This is a genomic window from Thiopseudomonas denitrificans (assembly GCF_002866065.1).
Classification (GTDB): Bacteria; Pseudomonadota; Gammaproteobacteria; order Pseudomonadales; family Pseudomonadaceae; genus Thiopseudomonas; species Thiopseudomonas denitrificans.
This window is the reverse complement of the sequence record NZ_LNJZ01000009.1, coordinates 415,962-429,422: the sequence shown is the minus strand read 5'-3', so window position 1 is coordinate 429,422 and position 13,461 is coordinate 415,962. Positions and strand designations below refer to the sequence as shown.

The following is a 13,461-nucleotide window of genomic DNA, read 5'->3' as shown; positions in this document are numbered from 1 at the left end:
CGTGAGCGGACAGACTGCAGGGCGGGAAGTGCGGCTGGTTGCCAACCCGCTGTTGCGTTCCCTGCTGTTTGCCCTGGGCTGGCTCAGCGTTGGCCTGGGTGTGCTTGGCGTATTCCTGCCCCTGTTGCCGACCACGCCCTTCATGCTGCTGGCTGCCGCCTGCTTTGCGCGCAGCTCGGAGCGGTTCTACTGCTGGATCACCTCCCACCACCGTTACGGGCCGATGATTGCCGACTATCTGGCCGGCAAGGGCCTGCCGATGCGGGCCAAGTATCTGGCCATCAGCCTGCTCTGGCTGAGTATCCTGTTTGGCGTATTCTGGGTTGATTTCATCTGGGCCAAACTGGCCATGCTGCTGACGGCGGTCGGGGTTACCACCTATCTGTGGCGCCTGCCGGTGGCTGGAACGGAACAGTCCTGAACCTGTTGATTCGGCTTTGATCTGTAGGTGCGAATTTATTCGCACAACTCTAGACTCAAAACCATGTGCGAATAAATTCGCACCTACAGCAATTGAACTCTACGGAACCTCGATCCCCGCCTGATTCAGCATGTCACACAACCGTATCAGCGGCAGGCCGACCAGGGCGGTGGCGTCTTCGCCTTCGGTGGTGCGAAACAGGCTGATGCCCAGCCCCTCTGATTTGAAACTGCCGGCACAATCAAAGGGCTTCTCCCTGTCCACATAGCGCTCGATCTGCGCATCAGTCAGCTGGCGGAAATGCACGGTAAAGGGGACGCAATCAACCTGTAGCCGGTTGCTGGCACTGTCCAGTAAACACAGCCCGGTATAAAAAGTCAGGCTGCGTCCGCTGGCCGTCTGCAGCTGGGCAATTGCGGCCGCCCGGCTGCCCGGCTTGCCGATGATCTGCCCGTCGAGCACGGCTACCTGGTCCGAGCCGATGATCAGGTGCTGTAAAAACTGTTTGCGCAGGGTGCAGGCCTTGGCGACAGCCAGACGTTGCACCAGTGTGACGGCCTCTTCATTCGCATGCGGGGTTTCATCGATATTCGGGCTGTGACAGACAAAAGGCAGCTGCAAGCGCTGCAGCAGTTCCCGGCGATAGAGAGAGCCGGAGGCTAAAACCAGTGGACGCATACGCAGGATTCCGGGAGGCGGACGGGTGCAAAGCCGCCTGCGGAATCAGGTATACTGTTGCGCATTGCAGGCTTTACCACTATTGAGGTTCTACATGTTCGACAATCTTAGCGAACGTCTCTCGCAAACGCTACGTCATGTCACCGGCAAGTCCCGGCTGACCGAAGATAACATCAAGGATACCCTGCGCGAAGTGCGTATGGCACTGCTGGAAGCCGACGTGGCGCTGCCGGTGGTCAAGGACTTCGTCAATGCGGTGCGTGACCGTGCCGTGGGTGCTGAAGTATCCCGCAGCCTGTCGCCGGGCCAGGCGTTCCTGAAGATTGTTCAGGGCGAGCTGGAAACCATGATGGGCGCGGCCAACGAAGAGCTGTCGCTCAGTGCCGTGCCACCCGCCGTGGTACTGATGGCCGGTTTGCAGGGTGCCGGTAAAACCACCACTGTGGCCAAGCTGGCCAAGCACCTGAAAGAGCGCAAGAAGAAAAGCGTGATGGTGGTGTCTGCCGACGTCTACCGTCCGGCCGCGATCAAGCAGCTGGAAACCCTGGCTGGCGAGGTCGATGCGATCTTCTTCCCGTCGGATATCAGCCAGAAGCCGGTTGATATCGCCAATGCCGCCATCAGGGAAGCCAAACTCAAGTTCATCGATGTGGTGCTGGTGGATACCGCCGGCCGTCTCGCCATCGATGACGAGATGATGGCCGAAATCACCGCCCTGCATGCTGCGGTGAAACCGGTGGAAACCCTGTTCGTGGTTGATGCCATGACCGGTCAGGATGCCGCCAACACCGCCAAGGCGTTCAACGAAGCGCTGCCGCTAACCGGTGTGGTGCTGACCAAGGTTGACGGTGATGCCCGTGGTGGTGCCGCCCTGTCGGTACGTGCCATTACCGGCAAACCGATCAAGTTCCTTGGTATGGGCGAGAAGACCGATGCCCTGGAACCGTTCCACCCTGACCGTATCGCCTCGCGCATTCTCGGCATGGGCGACGTGATGAGCCTGATCGAGCAGGCCGAGCAGAAGCTGGACCGCGACAAGGCGGAAAAGCTGACCAAAAAGCTCAAGAAAGGCAAGGGCTTCGACCTTGAAGACTTCCGCGACCAGCTGCAACAGATGAACAACATGGGCGGCATGGGTGGTCTGCTGGAAAAGATGCCCAACATGGGGGGCGTCAACCTGTCCCAGGTGCAGGGCCTGCAGGGCAATGCCGAAAAGCAGTTCAAGCAGATGGAGTCCATCATCAACTCCATGACTCCGGAAGAGCGCCGCAACCCGGACATCATCAGCGGTTCACGCCGCCGCCGCATCGCACTGGGTTCCGGTACCCAGGTGCAGGATGTGGGCCGGTTGATCAAGCAGCACAAGCAGATGCAGAAAATGATGAAGAAATTCATGGGCAAGGGCATGGGCAAGATGATGCGTGGCCTGGGCGGCATGATTCCGGGTATGGGCGGGATGCCGAAACTCTAGAATTCCGAAATAGCCCTTTGCAAACCCTGCGTTTGCGCTTAGAATATGCGGCCTTTCGTGTGTGCCTTGCGCATGCGAAGGGCTTTGTTCATTTTTCAACTACAGGAAAGAAGTTTAATGGTAACTATCCGTCTTGCACGTGGTGGCTCTAAAAAACGTCCTTTCTATCACGTGACCGTGGCCGACAGCCGCAAGTTCCGTGATGGCCGTTTCATCGAGCGTATCGGTTTCTTCAACCCAATTGCCCGTGGTGCAGAAGTTCGTCTGTCTGTTGACCAGGAGCGCGCCAACTACTGGCTGGGCCAGGGTGCCAAGGCATCCGAGCGCGTTGAGCAACTGCTGAAAGAAGCTGCTGCCCAGACTGCTTGAAGTCCAGGCGAACGAGGTAAACGTACATGAGCGCGGACGATTTGATCGTAATGGGTAAAATCGGTGCTGTGCATGGTGTGCGCGGAGAAGTGAAGATCCATTCCTTTACCGATCCGATGGAAAACCTGTTTGACTATCCGCTCTGGCATTTGCGCCGCGACGGAGAGACCAGGCAGGTGAGGCTGGCCAGTGCCCGTTCCCAGGGCAAGGGACTGGTGGCAAGAATCGAAGGACTGGAAGACCGTGAAATTGCACGGACTTACACCGGCTTCGAGATTTGCGTGCCGCGCAGTGAATTGCCCGAACTGGAGCAGGGTGAATATTACTGGCATCAGCTGGTAGGTCTTCAGGTGGTCAACCGTGAACAGCAATTGCTGGGCAAGGTGAGTCATCTGCTCGAAACCGGAGCCAACGACGTTCTGGTGGTGCGGCCCTGTGCCGGTAGCCTGGATGGTCGTGAACGCTTGCTGCCCTATACCGATGACTGTGTTGAGCAGGTCGATCTAGACGAGGGTGTGATCAGTGTTGAATGGGATGCGGACTTCTGACCCCGACATGTTGAAAATCGGAGTCATCAGCCTGTTTCCCGAGATGTTCGCAGCGATCAGCGAGCATGGCATTACCCGGCGGGCGGTACAGCAGGAGCTGGTCAGCATTCAGTGCTGGAACCCGCGCAGCTTTACCGAGGATCGCCACCAGACCGTGGACGACCGGCCCTTCGGCGGTGGCCCCGGCATGGTCATGAAAATCGAACCGCTGGAGCGTGCTCTGGCTGCGGCCAAAGCGGAGCTGGGCCAGGATGCGCGGGTGATTTACCTGTCGCCCCAGGGTCAGGTTCTGAAGCAGGCAGCGGTAGGCGAGATGGCGCAGGAGGAGAAACTCATCCTGATAGCCGGACGCTACGAAGGCATTGACGAGCGATTTATCGAGGCGCACGTCGATGAAGAATGGTCCATTGGCGACTATGTACTGTCCGGTGGCGAGCTGCCGGCGATGGTGCTGATGGATGCCGTGATACGGCTTCTGCCTGGCGCGTTGGGCCATGCGGAATCTGCGGTGGAGGATTCCTTTACCGACGGCTTGCTCGATTGCCCGCACTACACGCGACCGGTTACGTATGCGGGTAAAGATGTTCCCCTGGTGCTGCTTGGCGGCAACCACGAACATATCCGGCGTTGGCGATTGCAACAGGCCCTGGGCCGAACTGCAGAGCGTCGCGCTGATCTTCTGGATGGCCGCTCGCTTTCTGGAGAAGAACAAAGGCTGCTGGATGAATACTTTGCCCAGCGGAACGATTTAGGTATCGATGGCAAACCCTGAGGTTTGTCTTACGGAGCATACAAATGACCAACAAGATCATTCAGCAACTTGAAGCTGAACAAATGAACAAAGAAATCCCTGCGTTCGCGCCGGGTGACACTGTAATCGTGCAGGTGAAGGTCAAGGAAGGCGATCGTCAGCGCCTTCAGGCCTACGAAGGCGTCGTGATCGGCATTCGTAGCCGTGGTCTGAACAGTGCCTTCACCGTGCGCAAGATTTCCAGTGGTGTGGGTGTGGAGCGTACTTTCCAGACTTACAGCCCGCTGGTTGACAGCATTACCGTCAAGCGTCGCGGTGACGTGCGCAAGGCCAAGCTGTACTATCTGCGTAACCTGTCTGGTAAAGCTGCTCGAATCAAAGAGAAGCTCAACTAAGACCGGTGTTCAGAAAAGCAGCCTTCGGGCTGCTTTTTTGTGTCCGGAGTTTATGCTGTGACCTGATGCCACGTCTTGTTCGAATAAATTCGAACCTACACCTGGTCCGGGTAAATGCAGGCCAGCGGCTGTAGGTGCGAATTCATTCGCACAGGAACCGCTGTTGTTTGGCGGCTTCTGGTTTGTTCGAATGAATTCGAGTCTGCATTTGGTCCGTGTAAAGCAGACAGGAGCGGCTGTAGGTGCGAATTTATTCGCACAGGAACCTCGGCTGTTTGTCAGTTCAAATTATTAGGCAGCATGTATCAATGCGGAAAAGGTGAATGTCCATCATGCCGAATGACATGCAACTGATTGAAAATTTTCTTGAACGGCTCTGGCTGCATGATGGCCTGTCCGATAACACCAGGGCGGCCTATCAGGCCGATCTTGAGCAGTTTTCCAGCTGGCTGGCCGGGCGCCGGCTGGGCATGCTGCAAGTGCAGCGCGAGCATCTGCTGGAGTACCTGGGCTGGCGTCTGCACAAGGGTTACAAGGCCAGTTCGACCGCGCGTTTTTTGTCGGCGGCGCGACGTTTCTATCAGCAGGCGCTGGAACGGGGCGAAATCCTTCAGGATCCGGGTGCACTGGTGGATATGCCAAAAATCGGTCGCAGTCTGCCTGATACCCTGAGCGAGGCGGATGTCGAGGCATTGCTGGCGGCACCGGAGACGGATCAGCCGCTGGGTTTGCGTGATCGCTGCATGCTTGAAGTACTGTACGCCAGCGGGCTGCGGGTCAGCGAACTGGTCGGTCTGCGGCTGGATGAAGTCAGCCTGCGTCAGGGAGTGGTACGGGTCATGGGCAAGGGTAGCAAGGAGCGCTTGGTGCCGCTGGGCGAGCAGGCGCTGGACTGGCTGGAGCAATACCTGGCGCAAGGCAGGCCGTTGCTGCTGGGTGGCAAGACCAGTGATGTGGTGTTTCCCAGCCAGCGTGGCCAGCAGATGACGCGCCAGACCTTCTGGCACCGGATCAAGCTGCATGCGCAAACTGCGGGGATCCTCAAGCCCCTGTCGCCGCATACGCTCAGGCATGCCTTTGCCACTCACCTGCTCAACCACGGTGCAGACTTGCGGGTGGTGCAGATGTTGCTGGGTCATAGTGACCTGTCCACAACGCAAATCTATACTCATGTGGCCCAGGCGCGGTTGCAGGCATTGCATGCCGAGCACCACCCGCGTGGCTGATCTTACTTATAGCTAATTGCTATCGATTTTGTCTGGTTGAGAGTCTCGTGTTATACTTCCACCTTTAATGAAGAGAGAGGAGGAGCCAGGATGAGTCGCAAAGGAAGTGAGGCCATTAATGAAATCAGCCATGCCCAGACGCGCAGCAGCATGCTTGAAGCGCAACGCAAGGCTTTTCTCAAGCAGGGTGGCAAGATCGAGAAAGTCCCGACCGGCCAAAGCGGACAGCAGAACATCAGTTATTTCGGTCGTGGTACGCGCAAGAAATAACGGCGCATGCTTTTATGAAAAACACCTGGTAGCCCGGCTGCCAGGTGTTTTTTTATGTCTGTCAGCTGCGCAGATTTTTATTGGCGGGAAAGGTAAACTGTAGGCGGACCGATCCTTGAAGGTGTCTGACATGCAACGACCTTATTTTGTGGTTCCCGCTCCGGTGCTGTTTGTTGCCATTGGGGGCATAGCCGCCTTGCTGGGGCATCTATGGCCGATGCCGCTGCCGGCAGAGATTGGCTGGTGGTATGGCGGCTGGTTCCTGGTGGATGTCGGCATGGTGCTGCTGCTCTGGACCGTCTGGCTGATGCTGTGGCGCAAGACTACGTTGAACCCCTATGGCAAACCGCAGCAGCTGCTGTGTGAGGGCCCGTTCCGTGTCAGCCGTAATCCGTTGTATGTTGCATTGCTGGTCATCTATCTGGGAGTGGGTTTGCTGACTGCCAACCTGTGGTGGCTGATGCTGTTTCCGCTGCTGGTGTTGCTGTTGCAGTTTGGCATCGTGCGTCATGAAGAGGTGCTGCTGCAAAAACATTTTGGCGCCGACTACAGTCGCTACTGCAAAAAGGTCAGGCGCTGGCTGTAATCGAGGTGCACGGCTGCTGCCGGAATTGAGGAGTTGATCGAATGAAAAAAACCGGTTCGTTTGCCGCGCTGGGCTCGCTGGTGTATTCCACCGATGCGGGCCGGCATTGTCCCGAGTGCGGGCAGCCACTGGAGGCCTGCTGTTGTGCCGAAGATGACGTTTTGCTGGGTGACGGCAATGTGCGGGTCAGGCGTGAAAGCAAGGGGCGTGGCGGCAAGGTGGTGACACTGGTCACGGGACTGCCGTTGAATGCTGGGCAGCTCAAGGATGTGGCCAGGCAGCTCAAGCAGGCCTGCGGTGTTGGCGGGGCCGTCAAGGACGGAGTGGTAGAGATTCAGGGTGACCAGGTGGACAAGATTCTGCCATGGCTTGCCGGACAGGGATACAAGGCGAAAAAGGCTGGCGGTTAGAGGGGCTGACCGGGTGCAACAGGCAGGGCCTGTTGCGTCAGTCCAGGTCGTAGTCGTAGTCGGCCAGTTCCTTGCTCAGCCGGCGTTCGTCCAGCAGGTTGTCGATCACCCGACGTTTGGTCAGGCTGTTCTTGCTTGTTGTGGCAGGGTCGACTTCATTGATTTCCTCGCCGTCTTCGTCGATGAAATCATCATCCAGTTCCAGATCTTCTTTGCTCATTGTTTAGCCTCCATTGCAGGACAACTGTTGTGGGCGTCTTATAATTCGGGCGTGTAAAAAAGTAAAAAAGATTTTCTCTATCGGCATGATTGTTTTTGTGTTCGGCCATCAATAGTCGATGGTTTTGCCCTTGTATTCACACAGATCCTCAATGCGGCAGCTACCACAACGCGGCTTGCGCGCCTGGCAAACATAGCGGCCGTGGAGAATCAGCCAGTGGTGTGCATCGAGTAAAAACTCCCTGGGGACAAAGCGCAAAAGTTTCTTTTCGACTTCGAGGACAGTCTTGCCCGGAGCGATCCCGGTGCGGTTGCTGACCCGGAAGATGTGCGTATCAACGGCCATGGCAATCTGGCCGAACGCGGTATTGAGCACCACGTTGGCGGTTTTGCGGCCGACACCGGGCAGGGCTTCCAGTTCTTCTCGGGTTTGTGGTACCTGGCTGGCGTGCTTTTCAATCAGCAGGCGGCAGGTCTCGATGACGTTTTTGGCCTTGGTGCGGAACAGGCCAATGGTCTTGATGTATTCCGTTACCCCTTCCACGCCGAGCGCGAACATGGCTTCGGGGGTGGGGGCATCTTCAAACAGTTTTTTGGTGGCCTTGTTGACGCCCACGTCGGTGGCCTGCGCCGAGAGCAGCACGGCGATCAGCAGTTCGAAGTCGGATGAGTAGTTCAGTTCGGTTTCCGGCTTGGGGTTGTCTTCACGAAAACGGCGGAAAATTTCGTAACGTTTCTCGGTGTTCATTATCTGCCTTGCGGGTCTCCTGGGATGCGTGTATCCGGGCTGTCAGGCCCGGGTCAGTCTTGCCGTGCAAACCTGGGGATGGCAGGCATGCGCACTGCTTGCGAGCTGTCCGGTGCCAGCGCCAGGGCTTCGCCATCAACCACAGCCTTGCCCTGCTGATTGATCACGCGGGTGCGGATGCGTACCTGGTTCCTGGGCAGTTTTTCCAGCACTTCCAGCTGGATTTCCAGCGTGTCACCTATCTTTACCGGGCGCAGGAAGCTCAGCTGCTGGCCCAGATAGACACTGCCGGGACCGGGCAGCTTGCAGGCAAGGGCGGCGCTGATCAGTGCGCCAGTGAACATGCCATGGGCAATGCGCTCCTTGAAGCGGCTGCCGGCGGCAAATTCGCTGTCGAGGTGAACGGGGTTGTTGTCGCCGGATACGGCGGCAAACAGCTGTATGTCGGTTTCAGTGACGCAGTGTGTCTGGCTGGCGCTTTGCCCGACGGTAAGGTCGTCATAAGAAGTGCTATAAACGGTGTCTGACATGAGTGGCTCCATGGAAACCTGGAAAAAGGGAGTGCAGGCAGTGAATATAAATGTCTGTGGGGAAATGGCAAGGCTTGCCTGCCGGACAGATGCGGGTTTATCCGCAGTCCGGGTTACCGGATGACCGGTTTCTATTGAAGGTGTGATCCCGGACTGTCCGGGTGCGGGGCAGGCAAGCCGTCACATTGTTGCCTGATCCAGGCGATTATATCGGTAAAGACCCGTGCGCGATGACGCTCGTTGAGCGGCTCATGACGCATGCCCGGGTAGAGCTTGACATCCACGCTGCGCTGTCCGGATTCGCGCAGTGCATAGGCCAGGTCGAGCAGCCGCTTGCCCTGGTGCAGCGGGTCCTGTTCGCCGCCAAACAGGAACAGCGGCAACTGATGGTGAATCTGGCTCATGCTCTGCATGGGCGTGATGCGCTGTAATCCATCCAGTACGTCGAGCCAGAGCTGGTTGGTACACATGAAGCCGCACATGGGGTCAGCGAGATATTGCTGTACCGCGGCCGGATCGCTGCTGAGCCAGTCGTGAATGCTTTGTTGCGGCTGTATCGAGCGTTGTATCGGACGGAAAACCAGGGCGTGCAGCAGCTTGCTGCGCCCGCGGGGGCCCTGACGCCAGCATTCGGCGCGGGCAATCAGCCGGGCCAGCCGGTAACGCAGGGTGGTGCGCAGGTACTGCGGGCCGGACAGCAGGGCGCCCTGTACGCTACAGCTGTATTGCATCAGGTAACTCATGACCAGATAGCTGCCCAGGCTGTGTCCGAGCATGAACAGCGGAATGTGCGGGTTTTCGCAGCGAATGTAATGGTTGAGGGCGCGCAGGTCTTCGATCACCAGATTCCAGCCATCGACATCGGCAAAATGGCCATGGAGTCCTTCCCCGGCGGTAAGCCCGTGACCGCGCAAGTCCGGCGCGTATACGGCAATACCGGCGTTCGCCAGCGCCTGGCCCAGCATCTGGTAACGGCCGCCGTGCTCGGCCATGCCATGGCTGATGAGCAGGCTGGCCCTGGCAGGCCCGTCAGTTTGCCAATGGTGCACATGAATGCGGGTCGCATCCAGGGTCGGCAGCCAGAAGGAGGTATCGTGCATGGTGCTGTCCTCCCGTTGGTCAGCGGGTGAGGCTGCAGCAGATTGTCATGGTGCAGCTTTTGCCATGATAAGGGAGCTGGAAGCGCTTGCCCAGCTCCCTGTTTGTGACTGGTATTTATTTGCGGGGTCTATTGTGACTAAAGTTGAGTTTGTGGTGCTGGTTTGCCGAGGATGAAGCTGCTAACCTGACTTGCCTGAATCCTCGAACTGAAGCAGGATAACAACAATTATTGTCATAGACAGTTGGTGCCGGTTTTTTATCCACAAGCCGTGCTGTGTTCATTGCAGCCTTGCCAGCGTACGTCATGAAATGACACACCATTTGCAGTTGCCCTGGAGCCGCGCATGAACGAAAACTTCTGGAAGGACAAATACCCGGCCGGCATTCCGGCAGAAATCGATGCCGACCTGTATCCCAGTATCCAGGCTGTTCTGAGCCAATCCTGCGAGCGCTATGCCGGCTTGCCTGCGTTCAGCAACATGGGCCGGACCATGACATACGGAGAGCTGTACCGCCTGTCCGGTGACTTTGCCGCCTGGTTGCAGAACCATACCGACCTGCAACCGGGTGACCGTATTGCGATCCAGCTGCCCAACGTGCTGCAGTATCCGGTGGTAGTGTTTGGGGCCATTCGTGCCGGCATGGTGGTGGTGAATACCAATCCGTTGTACACCGCCCGCGAGATGGAACACCAGTTCAACGATTCCGGTGCCAAGGCGCTGGTCAGTCTGGCCAACATGGGGCATCTGGTCGAGCAGGTGGTACCCAAAACCGGCATCAGCACGGTGATCATGACCGAGGTTGGCGACATGCTGCCGCCGCTGAAGCGCTTGCTGGTCAATAGTGTGGTCAAGTATGTAAAAAAAATGGTGCCGGCCTACCACCTGCCCAAGGCGCACAAACTCAATGATGTGCTGGCAGTCGGCAGCAAGAAGGTAGCCTGCAATGTGGAAGCGACCGGTGAGGATATCGCGGTGTTGCAATACACCGGTGGCACCACCGGCGTTGCCAAGGGCGCGATGCTGACCCACCGCAACCTGATTGCCAACATGCTGCAGGCGCAGGCAATCATGGCATCCAACCTCAACGATGGAGAGGAAACGGTGGTCGCGCCGTTACCGCTCTACCACATCTATGCCTTCACCTTTCACTGCATGGCGATGATGCTGACCGGCAACCACAACCTGCTGATTACCAACCCGCGTGATCTGCCGTCGATGGTCAAGGATCTGGGCAAATACAAGTTCAGCGGTTTTGTCGGGCTCAATACCCTGTTTGCCGCACTGTGCAATAACCAGGACTTCCGCAAGCTGGATTTCTCCGCGCTGAAAATGACGGTATCCGGCGGCATGGCCCTACAGATCGCTACCGCCAAACGCTGGACAGAGGTCACCGGCTGCCCGATCTGTGAAGGTTACGGCATGACCGAGACCAGCCCCATCGCATCAGTCAACCCGATCCAGAACATCCAGCTGGGCACCATCGGCATTCCGGCGCCTTCAACCCTGTGCAAGATCATTGATGACGAAGGTCGCGAGCTGGGGCTTGGTGAGGTGGGCGAGCTATGCGTCAAGGGGCCTCAGGTCATGAAGGGCTACTGGTTGCGCGACGATGCCACCCGCGAAGTGCTGGATGCCGGCGGCTGGTTGCGTACCGGAGATATCGGCATTATCCAAGAGGATGGCTACATCCGCCTGGTTGACCGCAAGAAGGACATGATCCTGGTATCCGGCTTCAATGTGTTCCCCAATGAAATTGAAGACGTGCTTGCGGATTTGCCGCAGGTATTGCAGTGTGCGGCGATTGGTGTGCCTGACGAGAAGTCCGGCGAGGCGATCAAGGTGTTCATAGTTCTGCGTCCGGGCGAAAGCCTGACCCGTGACGAGGTGATTGCCCACATGCGCAAGAACCTGACCGCTTATAAGGTTGCCCGCCAGGTTGAGTTCCGTGACGAGCTGCCTACCACCAACGTAGGCAAGATCCTGCGGCGTGAACTGCGCGACGAGGAACTGAAAAAGCTGGGCGCTCAATAAGAGTCCGGCCTGGTTGGCCAGACAGGCGTGACGGGGTTTCCGGCACGCCTGTTTTTTTGTGTGTCAGTACTGCTCCAGCCGGATGATGGCCAGCCGGTTGATGCCCGGAATCTTGCGTGCCAGGCGGATGCAGGGTATCGCCAGCGCGTTCAGCAACCGGTAAACCTGCTTGCCTGCCGTGGTGTAATAACCCCAGGCCAGTGTCTGCATCACGACAAAACCGCCGCCGGCCAGATTGTCGCTGAGCCAGTGGGCACCGGCAACCAGCCTTGGCAGCAGCAGGAAGATACCGGTCAACCATACCAATAGCAGGCGCTTGCCGCGCACAAACAGACTCAGGTACGCAGTCCACAACAGCAATACCGAGGCATGATCACCCGGGAAGCTGCGACTGGAGCGATCCTTGATTTCCATGATCTCTTCCATCCAGGGGTAGGCCCGGCTCAGGCTGAAGCCGTCACCGAAGAATACCGACGGACTGGCATGCTGCAGCCCGGCTGTATCCACTGCGCGGGTGAATAGCGTGCGTACTACCAGGGTGAATACCAGCAGGCAGATAAAGGTTAGCAGGGCACGCAGCAGGTGGTGCCTGTCAAACATGATGCCGCCGAGAATCAGGCTGCACAGCATGATCAGGGCTGCCAGAAGGTCGGCGATACGGGTGCTGAGCAGGGCCCAAAGGAAGTCCCAGGCCGGCAGGTGTCCCAGCGAACCGTTCAGCAAGCGAAAAACCGGCTCATCGATTGCGTGCCAGAGAGGTTTGGTAGCAGGCATGGCCCAGCTCAGCAGCAGGATGAAACTGGCCAGCTGCAGCAGAATGAAATTACGGGCATGCCAGTGTGCGGCAGGATATGGGGTCATGCGGTGATTACTCCATGAAAGCGGGTTTGTCTGACAGGCAGTTTGGCATGTGATGATGTCTGGATTTTTTCGACACTTTATCGACACCTGAACGGCAGGCATAAAAAAACCGCTGATAAATCAACGGTTTTTTTTGGGGTTGTTTGGTCGGGACGGAGTGATTCGAACACTCGACCCCTTGCACCCCATGCAAGTGCGCTACCGGGCTGCGCTACGCCCCGACAAGTTCCGGTTGCCCGAAACGCTGCGCATTATAGGCGAGCCCCGCGCAAAAGGGAAGGGCCCGGGGTGATTACTTCGTCATCCAGCGGCCGTTGACCAGAATGTACTGCCCGCCGGGGGTTTTTTCGATGGCTTTTTTGCCCGCCATGGTTTCCACATCCGGCAGTTGCAGGTTGTTGTCCCTGGCCAGACGTTGGTACTCGGACTTGCGTGCCTGGTTGATCAGGCGTGCGATTTCGGCTGCATTGTTCTGGTTGTTGACCACGCCCAGATAGCCGTTGGGTTGCTCGCCAAGCAGGCCGGCGGCCTTGGCCTGGGGCAGGCTGCCCATGGCACCGTTGAGATCGAGTGCCCATGCCGGGGTAGCCAGCAGGCTGGCGGCCAGTGCCGCAGTGGCAAAAAAAGTACGCATTGACATGGCTGACTCCTTAGAACAGGCCGCTGGATTCGTCGAACAGGTTGTCCAGGGCCTTGTCGACCTTGATGTAGATTTCGTGTTCGATCTTGACGTTCAGGTTGATGTTGATCGGCTCGCTGGGCATGGCGACCTGCACTGTAGGTGTACAGGCGGCCACTGCAGCGCCCAGCAGCAGTCCGGTGATCAGTTTGGCTAGGGGCATGA

20 protein-coding genes and 1 tRNA gene are annotated in these 13,461 nt (G+C 57.8%); 12 read left to right on the top strand and 9 right to left on the bottom strand.

Annotated elements, in window-relative coordinates; all coding sequences use genetic code 11:
- Nucleotide 1 precedes the first annotated feature (1 nt).
- Nucleotides 2-421, top strand: a complete 420-nt coding sequence (locus AR306_RS11210; RefSeq protein WP_101497644.1) for a YbaN family protein — start codon at nt 2-4, stop codon at nt 419-421.
- Between the two features lie 99 nt (nt 422-520).
- On the opposite strand, the gene AR306_RS11205 is transcribed toward AR306_RS11210, so the two are convergent.
- The gene (locus AR306_RS11205; protein ID WP_101497643.1) at nt 521-1,099 is read right to left on the bottom strand and encodes a Maf family protein; all 579 of its coding nucleotides are present in this window, start codon (nt 1,097-1,099) and stop codon (nt 521-523) included.
- 94 nt (nt 1,100-1,193) lie between these two features.
- Here AR306_RS11205 and ffh point away from each other — a divergent pair, with 94 nt between their 5' ends.
- The 9 genes from ffh to AR306_RS11160 all read left to right on the top strand — a co-directional run bounded on the left by ffh (nt 1,194) and on the right by AR306_RS11160 (nt 7,125).
- Nucleotides 1,194-2,570, top strand: a complete 1,377-nt coding sequence (ffh, locus tag AR306_RS11200; protein WP_101497642.1) for a signal recognition particle protein — start codon at nt 1,194-1,196, stop codon at nt 2,568-2,570.
- A 117-nt stretch (nt 2,571-2,687) separates the two neighbouring features.
- Nucleotides 2,688-2,939 (top strand): 30S ribosomal protein S16, encoded by a 252-nt coding sequence (rpsP, locus tag AR306_RS11195; protein ID WP_101497641.1) that lies wholly within the window; start codon nt 2,688-2,690, stop codon nt 2,937-2,939.
- A gap of 26 nt (nt 2,940-2,965) precedes the next feature.
- Nucleotides 2,966-3,487: a ribosome maturation factor RimM gene (gene rimM / locus AR306_RS11190; protein ID WP_101497640.1), complete on the top strand. Its 522-nt coding sequence runs from the start codon at nt 2,966-2,968 to the stop codon at nt 3,485-3,487.
- 7 nt (nt 3,488-3,494) lie between these two features.
- Nucleotides 3,495-4,259 carry a tRNA (guanosine(37)-N1)-methyltransferase TrmD gene (trmD, locus tag AR306_RS11185; protein WP_101498013.1) on the top strand — a complete coding sequence of 255 codons (765 nt, stop codon included), beginning with the start codon at nt 3,495-3,497 and terminating at the stop codon, nt 4,257-4,259.
- A gap of 23 nt (nt 4,260-4,282) precedes the next feature.
- A complete protein-coding gene (gene rplS / locus AR306_RS11180; RefSeq protein ID WP_101497639.1) occupies nt 4,283-4,633 on the top strand; it encodes a 50S ribosomal protein L19 in 351 nt (116 codons plus the stop codon).
- Nucleotides 4,634-4,965: 332 nt separating this feature from the next.
- Nucleotides 4,966-5,859, top strand: a complete 894-nt coding sequence (gene xerD / locus AR306_RS11175) for a site-specific tyrosine recombinase XerD (protein ID WP_407071215.1) — start codon at nt 4,966-4,968, stop codon at nt 5,857-5,859.
- A 90-nt stretch (nt 5,860-5,949) separates the two neighbouring features.
- A complete protein-coding gene (locus AR306_RS11170) occupies nt 5,950-6,129 on the top strand; it encodes a hypothetical protein (RefSeq protein WP_101497637.1) in 180 nt (59 codons plus the stop codon).
- 130 nt (nt 6,130-6,259) lie between these two features.
- A complete protein-coding gene (locus AR306_RS11165; protein ID WP_101497636.1) occupies nt 6,260-6,715 on the top strand; it encodes a methyltransferase family protein in 456 nt (151 codons plus the stop codon).
- Between the two features lie 41 nt (nt 6,716-6,756).
- The gene (locus AR306_RS11160; RefSeq protein WP_101497635.1) at nt 6,757-7,125 is read left to right on the top strand and encodes a translation initiation factor Sui1; all 369 of its coding nucleotides are present in this window, start codon (nt 6,757-6,759) and stop codon (nt 7,123-7,125) included.
- 37 nt (nt 7,126-7,162) lie between these two features.
- On the opposite strand, the gene AR306_RS11155 is transcribed toward AR306_RS11160, so the two are convergent.
- The 4 genes from AR306_RS11155 to AR306_RS11140 form a co-directional block, all read right to left on the bottom strand.
- Nucleotides 7,163-7,345 (bottom strand): PA3496 family putative envelope integrity protein, encoded by a 183-nt coding sequence (locus AR306_RS11155; RefSeq protein ID WP_101497634.1) that lies wholly within the window; start codon nt 7,343-7,345, stop codon nt 7,163-7,165.
- A gap of 108 nt (nt 7,346-7,453) precedes the next feature.
- Complete coding sequence (nth, locus tag AR306_RS11150; protein ID WP_101497633.1) at nt 7,454-8,092, bottom strand: endonuclease III; 639 nt, start codon at nt 8,090-8,092, stop codon at nt 7,454-7,456.
- A 53-nt stretch (nt 8,093-8,145) separates the two neighbouring features.
- Nucleotides 8,146-8,622, bottom strand: a complete 477-nt coding sequence (locus AR306_RS11145; RefSeq protein ID WP_101497632.1) for a MaoC family dehydratase — start codon at nt 8,620-8,622, stop codon at nt 8,146-8,148.
- A gap of 131 nt (nt 8,623-8,753) precedes the next feature.
- Entirely contained in the window at nt 8,754-9,722 is a 969-nt protein-coding gene (locus tag AR306_RS11140; protein WP_101497631.1) for an alpha/beta hydrolase, read from the bottom strand.
- On the opposite strand from AR306_RS11140, the gene AR306_RS13410 reads away from it, so the two are divergent.
- Together AR306_RS13410 and fadD1 are read left to right on the top strand one after the other, a co-directional pair.
- Nucleotides 9,721-9,897 carry a hypothetical protein gene (locus AR306_RS13410; RefSeq protein ID WP_166627876.1) on the top strand — a complete coding sequence of 59 codons (177 nt, stop codon included), beginning with the start codon at nt 9,721-9,723 and terminating at the stop codon, nt 9,895-9,897. The two genes, AR306_RS11140 and AR306_RS13410, sit on opposite strands and share 2 nt — an antisense overlap.
- Nucleotides 9,898-10,067: 170 nt before the next feature.
- Nucleotides 10,068-11,756, top strand: coding sequence for a long-chain-fatty-acid--CoA ligase FadD1 (gene fadD1 / locus AR306_RS11135; protein ID WP_101497630.1), 1,689 nt, complete (start codon nt 10,068-10,070; stop codon nt 11,754-11,756).
- Nucleotides 11,757-11,819: 63 nt separating this feature from the next.
- Here the strand turns inward: fadD1 and AR306_RS11130 are convergent, their stop codons facing one another.
- The 4 genes from AR306_RS11130 to AR306_RS11115 form a co-directional block, all read right to left on the bottom strand.
- Nucleotides 11,820-12,617 carry a phosphatase PAP2 family protein gene (locus AR306_RS11130; RefSeq protein WP_166627877.1) on the bottom strand — a complete coding sequence of 266 codons (798 nt, stop codon included), beginning with the start codon at nt 12,615-12,617 and terminating at the stop codon, nt 11,820-11,822.
- A gap of 144 nt (nt 12,618-12,761) precedes the next feature.
- Nucleotides 12,762-12,838: transfer RNA gene (locus AR306_RS11125), tRNA-Pro, on the bottom strand.
- Between the two features lie 71 nt (nt 12,839-12,909).
- Nucleotides 12,910-13,251 carry a YdbL family protein gene (locus AR306_RS11120; RefSeq protein ID WP_101498012.1) on the bottom strand — a complete coding sequence of 114 codons (342 nt, stop codon included), beginning with the start codon at nt 13,249-13,251 and terminating at the stop codon, nt 12,910-12,912.
- 16 nt (nt 13,252-13,267) lie between these two features.
- Nucleotides 13,268-13,459 (bottom strand): YnbE family lipoprotein, encoded by a 192-nt coding sequence (locus tag AR306_RS11115; protein ID WP_101497628.1) that lies wholly within the window; start codon nt 13,457-13,459, stop codon nt 13,268-13,270.
- Nucleotides 13,460-13,461: the final 2 nt, after the last annotated feature.